At 40.4% G+C, this 19744-nt stretch carries 20 protein-coding genes; 14 read left to right on the top strand and 6 right to left on the bottom strand.

What is annotated here, in order from left to right; translation table 11 throughout:
* Positions 1 to 29 precede the first annotated feature (29 nt).
* Both BEGALDRAFT_RS19245 and BEGALDRAFT_RS18450 read left to right on the top strand, forming a co-directional pair.
* Positions 30 to 197: a hypothetical protein gene (locus tag BEGALDRAFT_RS19245; RefSeq protein ID WP_002691265.1), complete on the top strand. Its 168-nt coding sequence runs from the start codon at positions 30 to 32 to the stop codon at positions 195 to 197.
* A gap of 161 nt (positions 198 to 358) precedes the next feature.
* The gene (locus BEGALDRAFT_RS18450) at positions 359 to 730 is read left to right on the top strand and encodes a hypothetical protein (RefSeq protein ID WP_050978450.1); all 372 of its coding nucleotides are present in this window, start codon (positions 359 to 361) and stop codon (positions 728 to 730) included.
* Positions 731 to 743: 13 nt separating this feature from the next.
* Here BEGALDRAFT_RS18450 and rep read toward each other — a convergent pair whose 3' ends face one another.
* Together rep and gshB are read right to left on the bottom strand one after the other, a co-directional pair.
* Positions 744 to 2783, bottom strand: a complete 2040-nt coding sequence (gene rep, locus BEGALDRAFT_RS14595; RefSeq protein WP_002691260.1) for a DNA helicase Rep — start codon at positions 2781 to 2783, stop codon at positions 744 to 746.
* Between the two features lie 179 nt (positions 2784 to 2962).
* A complete protein-coding gene (gene gshB, locus BEGALDRAFT_RS14590) occupies positions 2963 to 3913 on the bottom strand; it encodes a glutathione synthase (RefSeq protein ID WP_002691258.1) in 951 nt (316 codons plus the stop codon).
* Between the two features lie 153 nt (positions 3914 to 4066).
* On the opposite strand from gshB, the gene BEGALDRAFT_RS14585 reads away from it, so the two are divergent.
* The 3 genes from BEGALDRAFT_RS14585 to rfbD all read left to right on the top strand — a co-directional run bounded on the left by BEGALDRAFT_RS14585 (position 4067) and on the right by rfbD (position 7591).
* A complete protein-coding gene (locus BEGALDRAFT_RS14585; RefSeq protein WP_002691256.1) occupies positions 4067 to 5380 on the top strand; it encodes an aspartate aminotransferase family protein in 1314 nt (437 codons plus the stop codon).
* Positions 5381 to 5518: 138 nt separating this feature from the next.
* A complete protein-coding gene (amrS, locus tag BEGALDRAFT_RS14580) occupies positions 5519 to 6616 on the top strand; it encodes an AmmeMemoRadiSam system radical SAM enzyme (RefSeq protein ID WP_002691254.1) in 1098 nt (365 codons plus the stop codon).
* A gap of 75 nt (positions 6617 to 6691) precedes the next feature.
* Entirely contained in the window at positions 6692 to 7591 is a 900-nt protein-coding gene (rfbD, locus tag BEGALDRAFT_RS14575) for a dTDP-4-dehydrorhamnose reductase (RefSeq protein ID WP_002691252.1), read from the top strand.
* Positions 7592 to 7659: 68 nt separating this feature from the next.
* Here the strand turns inward: rfbD and BEGALDRAFT_RS14570 are convergent, their stop codons facing one another.
* Complete coding sequence (locus tag BEGALDRAFT_RS14570) at positions 7660 to 8523, bottom strand: DMT family transporter (protein ID WP_198284647.1); 864 nt, start codon at positions 8521 to 8523, stop codon at positions 7660 to 7662.
* Between the two features lie 130 nt (positions 8524 to 8653).
* Here BEGALDRAFT_RS14570 and pspB point away from each other — a divergent pair, with 130 nt between their 5' ends.
* The 4 genes from pspB to BEGALDRAFT_RS14550 all read left to right on the top strand — a co-directional run bounded on the left by pspB (position 8654) and on the right by BEGALDRAFT_RS14550 (position 12340).
* Entirely contained in the window at positions 8654 to 8878 is a 225-nt protein-coding gene (pspB, locus tag BEGALDRAFT_RS14565) for an envelope stress response membrane protein PspB (RefSeq protein ID WP_002691248.1), read from the top strand.
* Positions 8875 to 9240, top strand: a complete 366-nt coding sequence (locus tag BEGALDRAFT_RS14560) for a PspC domain-containing protein (protein ID WP_002691246.1) — start codon at positions 8875 to 8877, stop codon at positions 9238 to 9240. Before pspB ends, BEGALDRAFT_RS14560 begins: the two co-directional genes overlap by 4 nt.
* Entirely contained in the window at positions 9237 to 10727 is a 1491-nt protein-coding gene (locus BEGALDRAFT_RS14555; RefSeq protein ID WP_002691244.1) for a M17 family metallopeptidase, read from the top strand. The genes BEGALDRAFT_RS14560 and BEGALDRAFT_RS14555 overlap by 4 nt, the downstream gene beginning before the upstream one ends.
* 155 nt (positions 10728 to 10882) lie before the next feature.
* On the top strand, positions 10883 to 12340 hold the full coding sequence (locus BEGALDRAFT_RS14550) for a serpin family protein (RefSeq protein ID WP_040294987.1): 1458 nt from the start codon (positions 10883 to 10885) through the stop codon (positions 12338 to 12340).
* 223 nt (positions 12341 to 12563) lie between these two features.
* On the opposite strand, the gene BEGALDRAFT_RS14545 is transcribed toward BEGALDRAFT_RS14550, so the two are convergent.
* Both BEGALDRAFT_RS14545 and BEGALDRAFT_RS14540 read right to left on the bottom strand, forming a co-directional pair.
* Positions 12564 to 13406, bottom strand: a complete 843-nt coding sequence (locus BEGALDRAFT_RS14545; RefSeq protein ID WP_002691240.1) for an Npun_R2479 family HD domain-containing metalloprotein — start codon at positions 13404 to 13406, stop codon at positions 12564 to 12566.
* Between the two features lie 112 nt (positions 13407 to 13518).
* A complete protein-coding gene (locus BEGALDRAFT_RS14540) occupies positions 13519 to 14373 on the bottom strand; it encodes a pentapeptide repeat-containing protein (protein WP_002691238.1) in 855 nt (284 codons plus the stop codon).
* Between the two features lie 131 nt (positions 14374 to 14504).
* Here BEGALDRAFT_RS14540 and cyaY point away from each other — a divergent pair, with 131 nt between their 5' ends.
* From cyaY to BEGALDRAFT_RS14525, 3 genes are read left to right on the top strand one after another with little or no spacing between them, the layout of a single operon-like run.
* The gene (gene cyaY, locus BEGALDRAFT_RS14535) at positions 14505 to 14828 is read left to right on the top strand and encodes an iron donor protein CyaY (RefSeq protein WP_002691237.1); all 324 of its coding nucleotides are present in this window, start codon (positions 14505 to 14507) and stop codon (positions 14826 to 14828) included.
* A gap of 1 nt (position 14829) precedes the next feature.
* Positions 14830 to 15609, top strand: coding sequence for a glycosyltransferase family 2 protein (locus tag BEGALDRAFT_RS14530; RefSeq protein ID WP_002691236.1), 780 nt, complete (start codon positions 14830 to 14832; stop codon positions 15607 to 15609).
* Positions 15569 to 16420 (top strand): glycosyltransferase family 2 protein, encoded by an 852-nt coding sequence (locus tag BEGALDRAFT_RS14525; RefSeq protein WP_002691235.1) that lies wholly within the window; start codon positions 15569 to 15571, stop codon positions 16418 to 16420. Before BEGALDRAFT_RS14530 ends, BEGALDRAFT_RS14525 begins: the two co-directional genes overlap by 41 nt.
* Here BEGALDRAFT_RS14525 and BEGALDRAFT_RS14520 read toward each other — a convergent pair.
* A complete protein-coding gene (locus BEGALDRAFT_RS14520) occupies positions 16353 to 17372 on the bottom strand; it encodes a hypothetical protein (RefSeq protein WP_002691234.1) in 1020 nt (339 codons plus the stop codon). The genes BEGALDRAFT_RS14525 and BEGALDRAFT_RS14520 overlap by 68 nt on opposite strands.
* A 297-nt stretch (positions 17373 to 17669) precedes the next feature.
* On the opposite strand from BEGALDRAFT_RS14520, the gene dapE reads away from it, so the two are divergent.
* Both dapE and yaeI read left to right on the top strand, forming a co-directional pair.
* Positions 17670 to 18797 carry a succinyl-diaminopimelate desuccinylase gene (gene dapE, locus BEGALDRAFT_RS14515; protein ID WP_002691233.1) on the top strand — a complete coding sequence of 376 codons (1128 nt, stop codon included), beginning with the start codon at positions 17670 to 17672 and terminating at the stop codon, positions 18795 to 18797.
* A 12-nt stretch (positions 18798 to 18809) separates the two neighbouring features.
* Positions 18810 to 19655 carry a phosphodiesterase YaeI gene (gene yaeI / locus BEGALDRAFT_RS14510; protein WP_002691232.1) on the top strand — a complete coding sequence of 282 codons (846 nt, stop codon included), beginning with the start codon at positions 18810 to 18812 and terminating at the stop codon, positions 19653 to 19655.
* The last annotated feature ends 89 nt before the right edge of the window (positions 19656 to 19744 follow it).

Raw genomic sequence — 19744 nt, 5'->3', positions numbered from 1 at the left:
ATGGGAATCTTTCTTAAAAGGTGTTTTTTATGGCAACACAATCTTTTGATAAAACTTTCTTAGTGACTAAGAAAAAGACCATTCGGCGATTTAAAGCAAAACTAAAACAAAAAAATGAAATTCTTGTCAAAAAAATTGATATAAACAATGAAAGTAAACGAGGAGCTATACTATTAAAGAAATCATTATCCATTTAGCTGATTTAATAGACATACTTTCTGAGCAAGAACTTATTCAATTATTAGAAAAGTTTGCATGTCCGAAAAATAAAGACGTTGAAAGCTTTCTGCATAAAAAAGCCACTCAGTTTGAAAGGACTCATAATGCTAAGACATATCTCATTTTTAATGAAGAAAATATGTCAACAGGTATTTATGGTTATTTTTCTCTTTCCTTCAAAGAAATTATCATAACCCCAGACGTTTCAAAGACAAAAGTAAAATCATTAGATGGATTTTCTAAAAAAGCAGAAAGAATAAAAACTTATTTGATTGGACAATTAGGTAAAAACTTTAATATTCAAGATAATCCCCTCAACTTAACAAGAATATTAGAATGTATTTTTCCTATTTTTGAACAAGCTCAAACGTTAATAGGCGGACGGGTTATCTTGCTAGAATGTGAAGATATTCCCGCATTGGTTAATATCTATCAGCGAGAAAAGTTTGTATTTTTACAAAAACAAGAACTTATTCAATTATATCTGTTATTTGATGTTAAAAAGAATTAAAACATTCTTTATTTCACTTCTTCCCCAACATCGCCCGCATATGCGCCAAATGTGCTGTACCAACGGCTTTTTTTTCCGCTTCTGTTTTTGGAGTTGCTTGGCGTTGTGCGTGAGGATGTTTACTTAAAATTGGCATTCCTTCCCAAACCATATCTTCAGCAGGCAATTCACGTAAAAAACGACTGGGTTCGGTATCTATTATGCCACCGTGGCGGCGACGCTTTTGAGTCAGGGTTAAGACTAAACTTTTTTGAGCGCGGGTAATGCCAACGTAGGCTAAACGCCGTTCTTCTAAAATACCTGCTGTATCTTGGCTGTTTTGATGGGGTAATAAATTTTCTTCCATACCCACCATGAAAACATGGGGAAACTCTAAGCCTTTCGCAGCGTGTAAGGTCATTAACGCCACTGCATCAAGCGTATTTTCCTCATTTTGACGCTCTAACATATCCATCAACGTGATTTGTGCGACGATTTCAGGCAATTTCTTGTCTTGTTCGCCTAATTTCGCTAACCAGTTTAATAATTCCTCGACGTTTTCCATCCGACTATCAGCGGTTTTCGCATCACTGCAATTGTGGCGTAACCATTCTTTATAACCAATGAGTTTCACCAGTTCACGGGCGATGTCAGCGGGGGCTTCGTGTTGGGCGCGTTTGCCAATATCAATAACCCATTGGGTAAAATGGCGTAAATGAAATAAAGCACGGGAGTTTAATTGGCTGTCTAAGCCTAATTCAACGCTGGCTTTCATCAAGCTGATGTGGCGATGATTGGCATAAGTGCCTAGCTTTTCTAAGGTTGCTGTGCCAATTTCACGGCGGGGCGTGTTGGCAATGCGGACAAAAGCAGCATCGTCGTCGTGATTCACGAGTAGGCGTAAGTACGCCATGATGTCTTTAATTTCTGTGCGGGCAAAAAAGGACGTGCCACCGCTCAAGAAGTAGGGAATACGGTGTGAACGCAGGACTTCTTCAAATAAGCGTGATTGGTGATTGCCACGATATAAAATAGCATAGTCTTTAAATTCAGTGTGTTGTTGAAATTTGTGGCGAATCAGTTCGCTCACAACTCTTTCCGCTTCGTCGGTTTCATCGCGGGCGCAAACAACGCGAATCGCATCGCCTAGCCCTTTATCGCTCCACAGTTGTTTGGTTATCGTGTGTGGATTATTGGCAATTAATTGATTAGCTGCGCGTAAAATTCGATTACTAGAGCGATAATTTTGTTCTAATTTAATGACTTTTAAACGGGGATAATCTTTAGCGAGTAGTTGTAAATTTTCAGGTTGCGCACCTCGCCATGCGTAAATGGATTGGTCGTCATCACCGACGACGGTTAATGCAGCGCGTGCGCCTGTTAGCAGTCTAACCAGTTGATATTGACTTGTATTTGTGTCTTGATATTCGTCAACGAGTAAATAGCGGAGTTGGTTTTGCCATTGTTCGCGGATATCGGCATGTTGGGTAAAGAGTAAAACAGGCAAAGTAATTAAGTCATCAAAATCAACGGCGTTATAGGCTTTCAGTTGTTTTTGATATTGCGCATAAAGTTGTGCGATTTGTAAATGAATGTCGTTGCTGGCTTGGGCAAGGGCTTCTTCAGGCAGGATTAAGGCATTTTTCCAACGGCTGATAGTGTGTTGTGCATTTTCGATGAAATCTTTATCAGGTTTGCTGTCTGCGCCGAATAAATCCCGCAAAATGCCGACGCTGTCTTGTGCATCCATAATGCTCATATTCGCTTTATAGCCCAGTGCTTTATGCGATTTACGGACGATGTTTAGACCTAAGGTGTGAAAGGTGGAAACGGTTAAGCCACGGGCTTCTTTATTATTCAATAATTGACTGACGCGCTCTTTCATTTCCCGTGCGGCTTTATTGGTAAACGTGACCGCCGCGATATTTTTGGGACTCATGCCCGTTTCTTGAATTAAATAGGCAATTTTATGGGTAATCACGCGGGTTTTACCGCTACCTGCTCCCGCTAAAACCAGCAACGGACTGTCTATATAACGAATTGCTTCCCGCTGTTGCGCGTTTAAATCAGCCATTATCCCAACCTCAAAAACTCAATGATTCATCGATAAAGGGTTTATTTTAGCCTATACCACGCTTAACGATGACATTGTTCATCTGTATGCTGAATAAAAGTCATCAATTTCTTTTTTATAAAAAGACAAAAAAGACCTGCTAGGATTTTAAAGCCTAGCAAGTTGTTCTATTAGAGAATTTAATGGCAATGATTGGCAATAACATCCATTAATTGCCCTGCAATGTCTAAATGATACGCCTTATCGAGTTCTCGAATGCCTGTTGGACTGGTTACGTTAATTTCAGTTAAATAATCACCAATGACATCTAAGCCAACAAATAAAAAGCCTTTTTCCCGTAATTTCGCGCCAACTTGTTCACAAATCCAACGGTCACGTGCCGTTAAAGGTTGCGCAACGCCTGTCGCCCCCGCAGCGAGATTACCACGGCTTTCACCTTCGGCAGGAATACGGGCTAGCGCATAAGGAACAGGTTCACCATTAATTAATAAAATACGCTTATCTCCCTGTTTAATCTCAGGGATAAATCGTTGCGCCATACAATAGCGGGTTTCACGAGCGGTCAGGGTTTCAATAATGACGGATAAATTCATATCACCTTGAGCAACGCGAAAAATCGACATGCCGCCCATGCCATCCAAGGGTTTTAAAATAATTTCGCCATGTTCGGCTAAAAACTCGCGGATTTTCGCGCCACTGCGTGTCATTAAAGTAGGTGGGCAACAGTGCGGAAACCATGCGGTATAGGCTTTCTCGTTGGCATCGCGCAAACCTTGCGGTCGATTGACAATTAACGTTCCCCGCTGTTCTGCCTGTTCTAAAATGTAAGTTGCCACAATATATTCCAAATCAAATGGCGGGTCTTTACGCATTAAAACAACGGGTAAGCTGTGTAACGGTTTGATTTCTGCATCGCCTAAGGTAAACCAATCCGTTTTGTTATCAGTAACCTGTATAGGACGCATTCGCGCATAAGCCACGCCATCACGCAACCACAAATCGGGCATTTCCATATACCACAATGTCCAACCGCGCCGTTGTGCAGCCAGTAACATGGCAAAACTGCTGTCTTTATAAGTTTTAATACTGTTAATCGGGTCCATGACAATACCCAAATTGAATGCGGACATGGTGTAATTTCCTGTTCAGTAAACCTGAAAATAGGTTAAATTTCTAAAGATTTGTCGTGTGTTATCGGTGTTCTCACAAACACCCGCTACACTGTCTTGTAAGCAGATATTTATAGTTAGGGTTAAATAAGCTCATTCACAAGGAATAAAACCATGTCTCAAACAACTCCCTTAGAAAATCATTGGATGCCCTTTACACCCAATCGGGATTTTAAAGCGCGTCCGCGTTTAACCGTGAAAGCCGCTGGAATGTATTACTGGAGTGAAGCAGGCACACAACTATTGGATGCCTCAGCAGGTTTATTTTGCTGTGCCGCAGGACATTGTCGCCCCGAAATTACTGCCGCCATTCAACAACAGGCACAAACCTTAGATTATGTTCCACATTTTCAATCCGCTCATCCTCTATCTTTTACCCTTGCGGAAAAATTAGCAAAACTGTTACCCACAGGCTTAGATAGAATTTTCTTTACTAACTCAGGGTCGGAATCTATCGATACAGCCATCAAAATAGCGATTGCTTATTTTCAAGCCAAAGGACAAGGCGCACGTCAGCGTTTTATCAGTCGTGAGCGGGCATATCATGGGGTGAATATTGGCGGAACGGCTTTAGGGGGGATGACGAATAATCGTCGGATTTTTGGGGGGGTGGGTTTACCACAAGTCGCCCATTTACGTCATACATGGCTGGCAGAAAATAAATTTACCCTCGGACAACCTGAGCAGGGCAAAGAGTTAGCCGAAGATTTACAACGTTTTATCACGTTATACGGTGCGGAAAATATCGCCGCTTGTTTTGTCGAACCGATTGCAGGCTCTACAGGGGTCTTAGTCCCGCCGAAAGGTTACTTAGAACGCTTGCGCGAAATTTGCACGCAATACGGTATTCTCTTGATTTTTGACGAAGTGATTACAGGCTTTGGACGGACTGGTAAAGCCTTTGCTGCGGATAGTTTTGGCGTAACACCTGATATTATCACAATGGCGAAAGCCTTAACCAATGGGGCAGTACCGATGGGAGCGGTCGCAGTTAAACGGGATATTTACGATACAATTGTTAATCATGCCCCTGAAGGCGTAACAGAATTTTTTCATGGTTATACCTATTCGGGACATCCTTTAGCGTGTGCTGCAGCTCATGCCACGTTAGATATTTATCAACAAGAAAAGTTATTTGAACGGGCGAGCGAGTTATCTGCTTATTTTTTAGAAACTGTTTTTAACAGTCTGCACGATTTACCCATTATTACGGACATTCGCGGTTATGGTCTTTTAGCGGGGTTTGACCTTGCACCAACAGCACAGGCAGGAATGCGCGGGGCAATGTTACAAAAAGAATTATTCTGGTCAGGTATGCACTTAAAAACGACAGGCGATGCGGGCATTATTTCCCCTGCCTTAATTATTGAGAAAACACAAATTGACCAATTGTGTCAGTTATTACGCGATGTTTTAAAACGGTTTTAATATATACCGTTACTATACACATATCGGAATGTTTAGAGGTGTTATCGTCATTTAATAAATTTTCACCACATTTTTAACGCTAACATTCTGAATATGTCGTATTAATAAATATAAGAATTGATTGTGAGGAGTGTTTTTATGAATACAACCAATATTTCTAGCGTTGTCCCAACAAAATACTGGCAGTTGTTAGCGGATGGGCGTGTACAGTGTGATGTTTGCCCACGGGCTTGTAAGTTGAAGGCAGAGCAACAAGGTTTATGTTTTGTCCGTGCGAATCAAGATAATCAAATTGTATTAACAACTTATGGGCGTTCTAGTGGCTATTGTATAGACCCAATAGAAAAAAAACCGCTCAATCATTTTTTACCAGGTACAGCCATTTTATCGTTTGGAACGGCTGGCTGTAATTTAGCTTGTAAATTCTGTCAAAATTGGGATATTAGTAAATCTAAAGAGGTTGATATTCTTGCTGATTATGCTTCTCCTATCACTATTGCTCAAGTCGCTAAACAATTAGGGTGTAGCAGTGTCGCGTTTACGTACAATGACCCTGTGATTTTTATGGAATATGCGATAGATGTTGCACAAGCTTGTCATGTAGAAGGCTTAAAAACAGTTGCAGTCACAGCAGGTTATATGAATGACGCGCCACGCCGTGAGTTTTATCAATATATCGATGCGGCTAATGTGGATTTAAAAGCCTTTACTGAAAGTTTTTATTACAAAATTGCAGGCGGACATTTGCAACCTGTGCTTGATACGCTTTGTTATTTGAAACATGAAACTAAAGTTTGGTTTGAAATGACCAATTTATTAATTCCTGATGAAAATGATTCACCACAGGAAATCGAGGCAATGAGTCGATGGATTGTGGATAATTTGGGCGTAGATGTGCCTTTACACTTTACGGCGTTTCACCCTAGTTGGAAGATGTTGAATAAACCTCATACGCCCAGTAGTACGTTAAATATGGCGCGTGACATCGCAAAAGCGGCGGGCATTCGTTATGTTTATACAGGTAATGTACATGACCATATTGGCGGGAGTACTTACTGTCATCAATGTGGCGCGGAATTAATTGGGCGAGATTGGTTTGTATTGAGTTCGTGGGGTTTAAATGCCGATGGGCGTTGTGCCGCTTGTGGCACGCCTTGCGCGGGGGTATTTTTGGATAAAATGGGTAAATGGGGTGCAAAGCGTGTCCCTGTGCGTTTACATGAGTTTAATAAATAATCGCTTCTCATGTTTCTTAAAGTAAATACACTTTACAATGCATAGATTATTTATCCTTTCGCTTTGAGGTTCTTGATGTCAGACCGTCGCATTTTATTATTTGCTCCTGATGGGCAAGTGGGTTGGGAATTATTGCGTTGTGCGCAATCGTTAGGCGCAATAACGACGACAAAACGCACGCATGATAATGCGTTATTGCGTAGTGATTTAGCTGACCCCGATTCAATTTGTCGGGTTGTTGCGTCGGTAAAACCGCATATTATTTTAAATGCAGCCGCTTATACTGCCGTCGATAAAGCAGAATCAGAACCTGAATTAGCGAATAAAGTGAATCATCTTGCACCTGCAATTCTTGCCGAGCAGGCGAAAAAATTAAATTCTGTTTTAATTCATTATTCTACCGATTATGTATTTGATGGCAGTAGTCAATACCCTTATCGAGAAAAAGATAGCGTTAACCCCGTGAGCATTTATGGTAAAACCAAGTTGCAAGGGGAAGAGGCAATTAAAGCCATTGGTGGACAATATTTTATTTTCCGTACAGCATGGGTTTATGGAATGCGGGGCAAAAACTTTTTATTAACCATGCAACGCCTTGCACGGGAACGGGATTTATTGCGGGTTGTGGATGACCAACGGGGCGCACCGACTTGGAGTCGTTCTATTGCAGAAGCAACTACGCAAGTACTGGCTCAATTAATTTCCCCGCGTTTACAACTAAATGTTGCCGAGTTAGCGGGCATTTATCATATGACGTGTAACGGACAAACAACGTGGTATCGATTCGCTCAAGCAATTTTAGCCCACGCTGAAAAACAACCAATCATAGAACCCATTAGCACCAGCGAATATCCAACCCCTGCAAAACGCCCTGCTTATTCATCTTTATGCAATTCTAAACTGGCGGAAACGTTTGGCATTCGTTTGCCTGCATGGGAAACGGCTTTAGAATTATGTTTAAATTCAGATAAATAATTTTTAAACAGCGAATACCAGCGATTGAGGACTGGCAGTCTTTCAAGAACTGCCAGTCCTTTAAACTTTTATAACTTCCGTGCAAACACCGCTAAACCAATCCCGCCCAGAATTAAAAAACTCGCAATAATCAAGTGTAAACTTAAGATTTCCCCTAAGAAAATAACGCCCGCTAAAGCGGCAATAATCGGGACAGACAATTGCACCGTCGCTGCACGGGTGGCAGTTAATCCCGTTAACGCGGTGTACCAAATGGCGTAACCAACACCAGACGCTAAAGCTCCCGATAAAATCGCAAGGATGATGCCTTGTAGTGAATAATGCGCACTTTGCCACATCAATAGGCTAATGAGTAAAGCAAGCGGTAATGTACCAATAAAGTTTTTAGTTGTTGCGGTAATTGGATGATGTACCCCACGCCCGCGTAAGGAATAGCCCCCCCATGCAATTCCTGCCACTGCCATGAGTAATGAACCTGTCAGCGGTGGCGCGTTGAGTGATGGAAAAACTAAATACACTAAGCCTGTTAAGGCTAAAATTAATCCTACCCACTCAATCGGGTGTGGTCTTTCTCCTCGCCATAATGCCACACCTATCATGGTTGCTTGTACTGAACCAAATAAGATTAATGCCCCTGTACCTGTACTTAAATAACCATAAGCAAATGAAAATGTTATTGCGTATAGAAATAAGAATCCAGCCGCACGATAATCCATCGGCACGGATTGCCACGTGGATTTTTTAAACAGCAGGGTGATAACAACGAGGGTTATTGAGCCAGATAGTAGGCGAATCAGGGTAAAACTAGTGCCATCAATTAACGCTTTCCCTAACGCCATTCGACAAAAAAGAGAGTTAGCTGCAAAAGCGAATAGGGCTAATAAGGTGTAAAACAAGATTTTTTTGGCGTGTAAAGCGGGCGTTTCCATCATTTTCCTTTGGTTTTTTTATAAAAAAAAGTGGTGTCTGTTTATAGTAAAAATAGGATTCAAGACTATAAAGAAAGACAGTTTCATTGCAAAATAATAGAACTTCGTTTTTGTTACCACGTAGAGAGATAACATGAAAGAATTCTCAGATTTATTAGCTGTGTTGATTGTTTTTATTTTACCGTTATGGTTGATTTTGCATTATCGTTGGAAAAGTAAACAAAAAGGGACATTGTCCGAAGAAGACCAGCAACGGGTTTTAGCCTTGCAAAAAAAAGCAGAGGTTTTAGAAAATCGCATTTTGGTTTTAGAATCTATTTTAGATAATGCCCTTCCTGAATGGCGGAAACAAAAATGAGCTACAAAAGACTTTATAAAAATAAGGAAAATAAGTGGCTTTTAGGCGTTTGTGCGGGTATCGCGGATTATTGGGATATTGATGTTGTTTTTATCCGTCTTACGGTTTTCTTTACGCTCTTTTTCTTTTTTCCCGTTATTTTTTTCGGTTATCTCCTATTGGGGATATTTTTACCTGTTAAACCCGTCACGGTAATAAATGAGGAACAACAGCAATTTGTCACCCAATTACCCATTTTACTCACAGAATTAGACATTAAATTCACAGATATTGAACAACGAATGCGAAAAGTAGAGAACTATGTAACTTCAGATACCTTTGAGTTACAGCGTAAAATCTGGCGTTTACAGGATAAATCATGAAGATTAATAGTTATGCGCGTCTGCCAACACAATCAGATATCGATTCATTAAGCCATTGGGTCATGGTTTTACCCGCACATGTGTTGCAGACAGCATGGCCTGTTTTTCCTTATACGGACGTATTTAAACAGCGATATTTGCGTCGTCATCAACAGCAGGAAAGTCCTTTAACGATTGAATTACCGAATTTAAGCGCGAGTTTGGTCACATTGGGATTTTCGCAGGAAAAAAATAGCAGTTTTCAAAATTTAACCCTCGCACGCCAATTAGTTAAGCCTCATGTTATTTATCATCCGCAAGTCATTGGGGTTTGCATTGCAGGCTTTACAGACGTATTTGCGGCGCAGTTAGCAGAAAATATTGTTGCTGCGTTATTGGCAGCAGCGGCAGAAATGCCTTGTTTTAAAAGTCAGTCGAAAAGCAATGGGCAGACTTTTTTGCAAATTGAAGTCTATGGCGTTGCGGTGGATGACCAATTTGCACAAACCTATGCAGAGGCACGGGGTAATCAGTTAGCACGTTATTTATCGGCTTTACCTGCGAATAAGCTCACACCTTTATTGTATCGGCAACGGGTGGAGCGACTTGCAGAAGAGCATCAATGGGATGTGAAATTTTACGATTTAAACGCGCTACGGGTTAAACATGCGGGCGCGTTTCTCGCCGTGACGCAAGCAAGCGAGGCAAATGATGCGGGTATTTTATGCCTGCGTTATCGTCCTGCTACTTATCGTCAGAAAGTGGCGTTAGTGGGGAAAGGCATTTGCTTTGATACAGGTGGCTTGCATTTAAAAACACGTCCTGCCATGGCAAATATGCATTTAGACATGCAAGGCAGTGCAGTTGCGTTAGGTACATTGTTAGCGTTGAGCCAATTAAAAGTTGATTTTGCTGTTGATTGCTGGCTTGCATTGGCAGAAAACCATATTAGTGCGTTTGCGTATAAATCCAATGATGTGATTCAAGCAAGTAATGGGGTGACAATTGAAATCACGGATACCGATGCAGAAGGGCGTTTGCTCTTAGCGGATACTTTAGTCCTTGCTTGTGAGGAAAAACCTGATTTAATTATTGATTATGCGACATTAACTTATGGTTGCCTGCTTGCGTTAGGGACTCGTTATAGTGGTTTATTTTGTAATCGTGCACATTTACTACCTAGCTTAATCGCAGCGGGACAGATATCAGGTGAGCGGATGTGTGCGTTCCCGTGGGATGAGGATTATGATGAACGATTACATAGTGATATTGCAGATATCAAGCAGTGCCCTGAAAATAATGAGGATAATGAGGCAGACCATATTTATGCGACTCGTTTTTTAAGCCGTTTTGTTAATCCTGAGATTGCGTGGGTACATATTGATTTAGCCAGTCAATACCATGAAAACGGATTAGCCCATATTCCAACGGCAATAACAGGGTTTGGTGTACGCTATAGTATATATTTATTATTAAAACAGCAGGTTTTAACGCAATTAACCCTGTAAAAGTAAAATAGATTTTCTGCGTAGATGTCAGTTTCCTATTGGCTATCTTTCTGTTTAGTAGTATTTTGTGCGTTGATTTTCATTATATTTCATGCTGACTTTCAGCAATCACGTTTTGTGTAAGCAGTACTGACTAGATAACGACCATGAACGACATGAAACTAACAAGTTATAACGCGCTTTATATCAAAACGGAGACAGGGTTTATCGGTAAAATCCTTGAATGGCAGGAGATTATTGTACAATCAGAGAATTTAGATGATTGTCGTAATCAATTAAGTCAGATGTTGTATGACAATATCCTTGCCTTTCAACAGCAGAATAAACCAATCCCTCCCTCATATGGCAATGCCATTGTTTTAGACCAGATAAGCATCAAAAGTGAGACCGAAGACGAACCTGTCAACGGTGAAGAACCGACAGACATTCTCAACACGCTCCCTGAAACAACTGTTAATACTCCCCCGCAACCTCCCTGCCTTAAAGTTAATCGTTTTGCCGTCAACTTATATAAAGCCTTGCATACAGAGAATAATTTACTATTTTCGCCATTCAGTATTGCAACGATGTTAACCGTGCTTGCCCTTGGCGCACGTGGGACAACGCAAATGCAATTGATTCAGGCATTGCAAGCAGAGACGGTGGATGAAATTACAAACGAAATGTTGCAAGTGATGGAAGCATTAGAACGGTTAAATCATAATAAATTTATTAAGATTCAAACAGCTAATGCATTATGGGTCAAGGCTTCATTATTACTGGCACAATTTGAAGCAGTGACTAATCAATATGATGCAGTCATTGAGTTTATTGATATGAGCGATGAAAAAATTGCTTATGTCATTAATGCATGGTGTTCAGAAAAAACACAGGGAAAAATCCCGCAAATTGTAACCCCTGATTTATTAACAGAACAAACACGTCTGATTATTACAAACGCAATTTATTTTAAAGCTGATTGGTATAGCTATTTTGAAAATACAAGACCTGCAACGTTTTATGTCTCAGAACATGAAGAAGTTGAAGTCTTAATGATGGAAAAATTGGGAACGCGGGTATTTCATTTAGTTAGAAATGGCTTACAAATTCTTTGTTTAGATTATCGCTTTCCTAAAAAACATGATGTACCACCCATGTCTATGATGGTGTTATTACCTAATCAAGTCGATGGGATTATTGAATTAGAAGAGAAATTAACGCCTGAGTTATTACAACAATGGTTAGGATTATTGAACGAAAGTCAGGCAAAAGTCATGGATATTTATTTGCCGAGTTTTGCTTTAAATGCAGAATTCAATTTATTTGAGGCATTAACAACCTTAGGGATTAAAGACGCTTTTCAACAAGATATTGCGGATTTTTCAGGCATTGATGGCACACAAGATTTAGTGATTCAAACTTTTTTACACAAAACATTTACTGCGGTAAATGAAATGGGAATGGATGCCAGTGTTGCGACCGCCGTGAGCACTGCCCCCATACAAATAGATGTACAAGAAAATGAAGTATTTCGTGCAGACCATCCTTTTATATTTGTCATTGTCGAGAATTTCTCAGGCTCAATTCTATTAATGGGGCGCGTGTTGAATCCTGCACTGTCTGTTTCAACCTAAGATATAGTAAACGTACCATAAAGTGATTCAAATTTAGGACTGGCAGTCCTCAAAGGACTGCCAGTCCTTCGTGTCGTTTTATAGTACGGTTACTATAATGTTTAGAAAAATCAAAATAACCTGAATTTGCTGAGACTAAAAAAATCGAGACCTGCTAGGTTTTTAAAACCTAGCAGGTCTTTTTGTCTGAATCAGAATATTCAAAATCATCCCAAACGTTGAATTAACGCACATCAAACTCCGCATGCTCTGAAGAGAAAACATGCGAATATAAATTCGCAATCCATTGTTTTCCTTCTTGTGTTACTTTTAAATAACACAATCCATCATGAATATAACGGCTGACCATATTCCAATAAAATGCAGGATAGTTTGCGCGTAAATCATTGGGTGTATGGTAGTTTAATTTTTCATTAATGCCTGTTTCTTGAAATTCGTAAAACAACGCGGGTAATTTACGTAAATAATTCGGGTCAGCAAGTTGCCCAATTAAATCCGCTGCACGGACTAATCCAGGGTAAGAGCTGGTACTTTGATGGTCAGAATCATTCGGGACAGGGAAACGCGTTAATTCAATATTCGCGGCAATCACTTCAGCATCTATCACAGAATTTCCGCCAAAACGTTCACGAATAAATAATTTACCCCTGTCAACGTGATAGGGAGACATGGCGGCATCGGTTGAGCCTAAAGGTAATTGCACCGTTTCGCTGCGAATACCTGTTGTGTAATGACCATCTTTATCATCTCGACAAATACCACGTATATGTCCAATATCATGGCATAACAAGGAAATAATGAAGTTGAGCCAGTCACGATGCGATACGCCACCATCACGAATATGTTTACCGCGTAGAATTTCTTGCCCGACTAGCGTCACCATAATAGTGTGTTCCATATTATGGTAAAGCGCGTCACTATTGGCAAAATGCTCCAGTGCCATACGTCCTGCCCACGCAATAATAGAACCGTTACCTGATTCTAACGTGCCGTAATTACGGCGGTAAGCAACTTCTAGTTTTTCAACAAAAGCGTCAATAACAAGTTCTGTGGGATTAAACAACATGATTCAGCCCCTGCGTGCGTGGTCTGGATAGTAATGGTTATTATATTAGGATTAAAATGGCATTCGCCTATTCTGTTTTTATTGTTTTTTTTTAGTATGGGTTAATGTTTGGTTAGCGGATACAGCTCCATTGGGGATTTTCGGCGACAGTCACCGCAAAACACGCGCCTTGTAAGTTTGCACCTTGTAAACGGGCTTTTTGTAAATCACTTTCACTGCTAAATAACGCACCTTGTAAGTTGGCTTTGCGTAAGTTGGTATTGGTTAAATCCGCCTCACGTAAATCGGCTTTTTGTAAATCTGCGCCTTGCAAATCCGCCTCCCGTAAATTGGCGCGTCTTAAATCCGCTTCGGTTAAAAATGCCCCCCGTAAATCGGCTTGTTGCAAAATTGCCCAACTTAATTGGGTATTTTCTAAATTAACCTCGCTCATCTTCGCACGTGAAAAATTCGCGCCCCGTAAATCTGCGTTAGTTAATAAGGCATTGCGTAAATCTGCATCGGTGAATAAGGCTTGTTTCGCTTGAACACTTTCTAATTGAGCGTTTTTTAAATCCGCTTGATGTAAATTGGCTTTGGTTAAAATAGCGGTACTTAATTCCGCATCGCTTAAATCGACCTGCATTAATTGTGCAGATTGTAGTTGAGCTTGACTTAATTCAACCCGTCGTAAATCCGCTTTTTGTAAATTGGCTGAATGGAGGATTGCAAGGCTTAAATCTGCACCCCGCAAGTCTGCCCGTTGCAAATTGGCATAGCTCAAATTTGCTTGATGTAAGTTACTGCTCATTAACAGGGTTTCTTGTAAATTCGCATGGCTTAAGTTGACCTTTTGAAAGTCTTTTCCTTGCAAATCACAGCGAGCGCATTCATACCCATGTTGCAACCCTGTTTCTGCCGCGAATAGTATTTGATTACCTATCAGCATAATCAGCAGTGTTATATAGGAAAATAGGGTTTTCCACATAAATATTTTCCTCATCGGAATAGCGTGCAAAATGTTAAAATAAGGGTGAGCAATATTTATACCAGTCATTCAGAAAAATTTTGATTTATAACTCATTTATCTAAAAATAGGCTTTTGCAAGGGGTTCACAAATGACAGACTCAGAATATGCGCAATTAGCGGATAATACCTTGTTTGCAATAGAGGAAGCGGTTGAAAACTGTAGCGTTGATATTGATTATGAAAATAATGGCGGTATTTTAACCTTGACATTTGCCAATATGTCTAAAATCGTGATTAATCGTCAGCCACCTGTTCAACAATTGTGGGTTGCGTCTAAATTAGGTGGTTTTCACTTTAATTATGTTGCGGGTCAATGGGTCAGTGATGACAAGCAGGCAACAGAGCTATTTACAGTTTTAAGCCAATTATGCAGTGCGCAAGCCTGCGAACCTGTCACTTTGACATCGCCGTAATATGTTATCGGTCATTGTAATTACTAAAAATGCTGCCTTACATATTGATAGGTGTTTAACCTCTGTTTCTTGGGTGGATGAAATCATCATTGTTGATAGTGGAAGCACGGATGACACGCTGACACGCTGTGCACGTTATACCGATAAAATTTTTATTCATACCGATTGGCAAGGCTTTGGTGTGCAGAAAAATCGAGCATTGCAGTATGCTCAAAGTGATTGGGTCTTATCGCTAGATGCGGATGAAGTGGTAACGCCTGATTTACAAAAGGCGATTAAAACCGTAATGCAAGATTCAAGATATGAAGCATGGCAAATTCCGCGTTTATCGCGCTATTGTGGGCGTTGGATGCGTCATGGTGGCTGGTATCCTGATTATGTCACCCGTTTATTTCGGCGTGGAAGTGCACATTTTTCCGCTGATTTAGTCCACGAAAAATTATTAGTCACACAAGGGCATATCGGTCAATTAACAACCCCGTTATTGCATTATTCCTTTGAAAACTTGGAAGAAGTGTTGCAAAAAGTCAATGCTTATTCTAGCGCGAGTGCACAAATGCAATTTGCACGTGGTAAACAAGGCGGTTTAAGCAAAGCCATTTTGCATGGTTTATGGGCATTTATTCGTACTTATATCATCCGTTTAGGATTTTTAGATGGTCGGGAAGGCTTTATGCTCGCTGTATCTAATGCGGAAGGGACTTATTACCGCTATTTAAAACTTTTTTATTGTCAACATCATGCTAGCAATACAGCCCAGCCTCATCGTCACGACTTATAACCGCCCTGATGCGTTAAAACGGGTTTTACTTGCCCTCGCACAACAGCAAGCAATCGCTTTACAGACCTTAGAAATCATTGTTGCAGATGATGGCTCGCGGGTAGAAACTGCCTATTTAATTCAGCAATTACAAAAGACTTTACCCTATCGCTTAGTACATAGTTGGCAAACAGATGACGGTTTTCGTGCAGGGATGGCTCGCAATCGAGCCGTTGCAAAAGCGACGGGAAATTATTGTATTTTTTTAGATGGGGATTGCATTCCCCGCCCTGATTTCGTGGCGCAACATATTAAATTGGCGGAAGTAGGTTATTTTGTCGCAGGTAATCGAGTTTTGCTCAGTGAACGATTCACACAGGCAGTTTTGCAAGACAGAATGATAATTCCCCAGCATTTCTGGACATGGTGGCGGACTTACTGGCAAGGCGATATTAATCGACTTCTGCCTTTATATCCCTTACCGATGCCAACCTACTGGCGTAAAAGATATCTTGACCGTTGGCAAGGGGCAAAAACGTGTAATTTGGCAGTCTGGCGTACAGATTTTTTAGCTGTGAATGGCTTCGATGAACAATTTCAGGGCTGGGGACATGAAGACGCGGATTTAGTCGTGCGTTTAATTCGGGCTGGTATAAAGCGTAAAGATGGACGGTTTGCTGTCCCTGTGTTGCATTTATGGCATCCAGAACAAGATAGAAGCCAAGAACCCGCCAATATTGCGCGGTTACAAGCAATTTTAGCCACTAAGACGACGGTAGCGACGGTGGGGGTAAATCAGTATCTACCTTCTCCGCCTGTGTCGGAGACTTAACTATCTTATCCCCAAACTGTTGTTTTAACGCATCATTCGCGCTTACAAAGGGAATAATAGGACTTTCAATAATCGGTGAAGGTCGCCAACGTTTTTGTTTTAGTTTTAACCATTGATTTACAAAATAGCTTTTTACTGTCGAAAAAGTCGATTGAATCCCATCATAAAATTTTTTCCAGTAGCTAATCCCTGCTAATTCATTAAATTGCGATTCCCATTTTTTTACTCGCTCGTTAATGGTTAAATGTTTATCCTGACGCACAGATAATTTACGGGCAATATATTCCAGTAAAGCATAAGGTTGAGAATGGTTTTCAATCACTTGTAATAACGCCATCGTTTCAGGAACAGTTAAAACCAATTTTTGGCGTTTGACTAACTCGGTAATAATTTCTTGACGGGTCAAGGCTGGCAAAGTCATTTCTTGCAAATTTAGCCAAGATTGTCGATAAAACTCACCTTCTAAAAAAACATTGCTTAAATAATGCGGGCGATGTGTGACACAAATTAACATCATATTGGTGTGTTGGCGTAACGTGTTTAAATTATCAAAAAACTTCAATTTATATTTTTTATCTAGCGTTGGATTATTCAATAACTGGTCAAAATTCATTAATAAAATAACAAGATAATTATCTGTTTTTTCAAATAAACGGACAATATCCCATAATTCGACAGCGACTTGTTTATCACCCTTATAGCAGGGCTGAATTTGCTGCCAAAGATGCATAATCAGTCGGTCATAATTATCTTTATACACTGCCATATCGGCTAATAAAACCTGTGTATTGTCTAGGCGACATCGTTTGATATCCGCTAATAATCGCCCTTTTCCTAGCCCTGATTCACCCACTAAATTTAATGCAAGCCCATTTTTACCTTTACGGTGTAGCGTTGTGAGTAATTGTTCTGTGAATTGAGGGCGTAAACAATGGGCATAAGGTTCTGTCATAACAATAAGGTCGTGTCTATTCAATAGGAAAAATTAAAAAGCAGGAGTGCATAGCATAGCGTGTTTATAATGTAACATGCCGTTTTTTAATTAATGCGCGTCATTTTCCACTTAGCAAGAAAAATACCAGTAGGAATTTTATAACGAGAAAGTTCATGATGGATACGGGGATATCCCCCTAATGTTGCACATTAATAAGAAGCAGTCAGCGATAAAGACAAAATACATAGTATCGCTTAATTACGCTTTATATTGAATGAATTATATTTTCAGTAATGCACTGTAAAAGGAATAACCATGTCTGATACGTTAGACCTTGCTATCAATTTAATCAGCCGTCCCTCGGTCACACCAACCGATGCAGGATGTCAAGATGTGATGATAGCAAGATTACAAGCCCTAGATTTTACAATAGAACCCTTACGCTTTGGCGATGTCGATAATTTTTGGGCAAGACGTGGTAAAGCACAACCATTGCTAGTTTTTGCAGGACACACAGATGTTGTGCCTACAGGTTCGCTCAATGCGTGGCGTTTTCCGCCCTTTATTCCAACCATACACAATGGATTGTTATACGGACGGGGAGCTGCTGACATGAAAGGCGGATTAGCCGCGATGTTGACCGCGTGTGAACGCTTTGTGCAAAAAAATCAAAAACATAAAGGCTCTATTGGCTTTTTAATCACCAGCGACGAAGAAGGGCCTTCCGTTGATGGTACAGTGAAAGTGGTAGAACACCTGAAACAACGCGATGAGTTGATAGATTGGTGCATTATTGGTGAACCATCCAGTATTAAACAAGTCGGTGATATGGTTAAAAATGGTCGGCGTGGCTCGCTCAATGGCAAGTTAATTGTGAAAGGGGTACAAGGGCATGTCGCCTATCCACACTTGGCAAATAATCCTATTCATCACTTTTCGCAGGCTTTGCAGACACTTTGCTCAACAGAGTGGGACAATGGCAACGCCTTTTTTCCACCTACCACTTTTCAAATTTCCAATATTCATGCAGGTACAGGCGCAGAAAATGTCATTCCTGCGGAATTAGAAGTGATGTTTAATTTTCGTTATAGCACAGAAGTGACCGCCGATATATTAAAAGCGCGTGTGCAAGCTGTACTCGATCAATATGGCTTAAACTACGAAATAACATGGCGATTATCAGGCTTACCGTTTTTAACCGAACCTGCGGAACTCGTCAGTGCGACACAAAGCGCGATAGAAGAAGTCTGTGGCTATCCGACAGAATTATCAACATCGGGCGGGACATCAGACGGGCGTTTTATCGCTACGATGGGAACACAAGTTGTTGAACTTGGTGTTATTAATCAAACAATTCACAAAGTTGATGAATGTGTCAGTATTGCAGAATTAGACCGATTATCGGCTATTTATGAACGTATTTTAGAAAAATTATTGCGTTAGGGAGTATTTAACATGCTGTCACGCCGTCAATTTTTGCGGATGGGATTTTATAGCACGCTTGTTGGCGGTGTCAGCTACAGCTATTTTATTGAATCACAGTGGTTAAAAATCACTGAACAACTAATACCGTTAGAAATACCCTTAAAAAAACCGATTACGCTCTTACACTTATCAGACTTTCATGCCTCTCAAGTTGTTTCATTAGATTTTATTGAAACAGCTTGCCAATTAGCAACACAGATTGAAGCAGATTGTATTTGTTTAACAGGGGATTACGTATCCAGCACCCTTGAAACTCAGACCCTTGAGCGGTATCGACAAATTTTGCACCGTCTTAGTACACATGCGCCTACCTTTGCCTGTCTCGGAAACCATGACGGCGGAGAATGGGCAATTGAACATCATGGCTATGCAAATACAAGTATTATCCGTGAGTTATTGCAATCCGCCAATATTCAACTTTTACACAATCAACATGCACTGCTAAATCTGGCGCAACAACCGCTTAAATTAGTCGGTTTAGGTGATGTTTGGGCGGGAGAAGCTGACCCACAAACAGCTTTTGCACAGTTGCCGACTGTTTCAGCCCCTACGATTTTATTATCACATAATCCTGATACAAAAGATTTTTTAATGGATTATTCATGGGATTTAATGTTAAGTGGACATACACACGGTGGACAGTTTGTGATTCCCTTTTTAAACCGTGCCCCTTTTGCACCTGTGTTAGATAAATCTTATGTTGCAGGACTTTATTTGCTTGGTAAAAAACAGTTATATGTGACAACAGGAGTGGGAAATTTATACGGATTACGTTTTAACTGTCGTCCAGAAATTAGTGTATTGAGATTGACTTGAGTTCGGCGAGTTTTTGTTAAAAAGACAATAGTTTATCTGAATCAGGATTTTCAGAATTAACAGAATTTAAACCCCTTAAACCAAGAAAT

It is taken from the genome of Beggiatoa alba B18LD, assembly GCF_000245015.1.
Classification (GTDB): Bacteria; Pseudomonadota; Gammaproteobacteria; order Beggiatoales; family Beggiatoaceae; genus Beggiatoa; species Beggiatoa alba.
The sequence above is the reverse complement of the archived record's forward strand: the minus strand, read 5'-3'. Positions and strand labels throughout refer to the sequence as shown.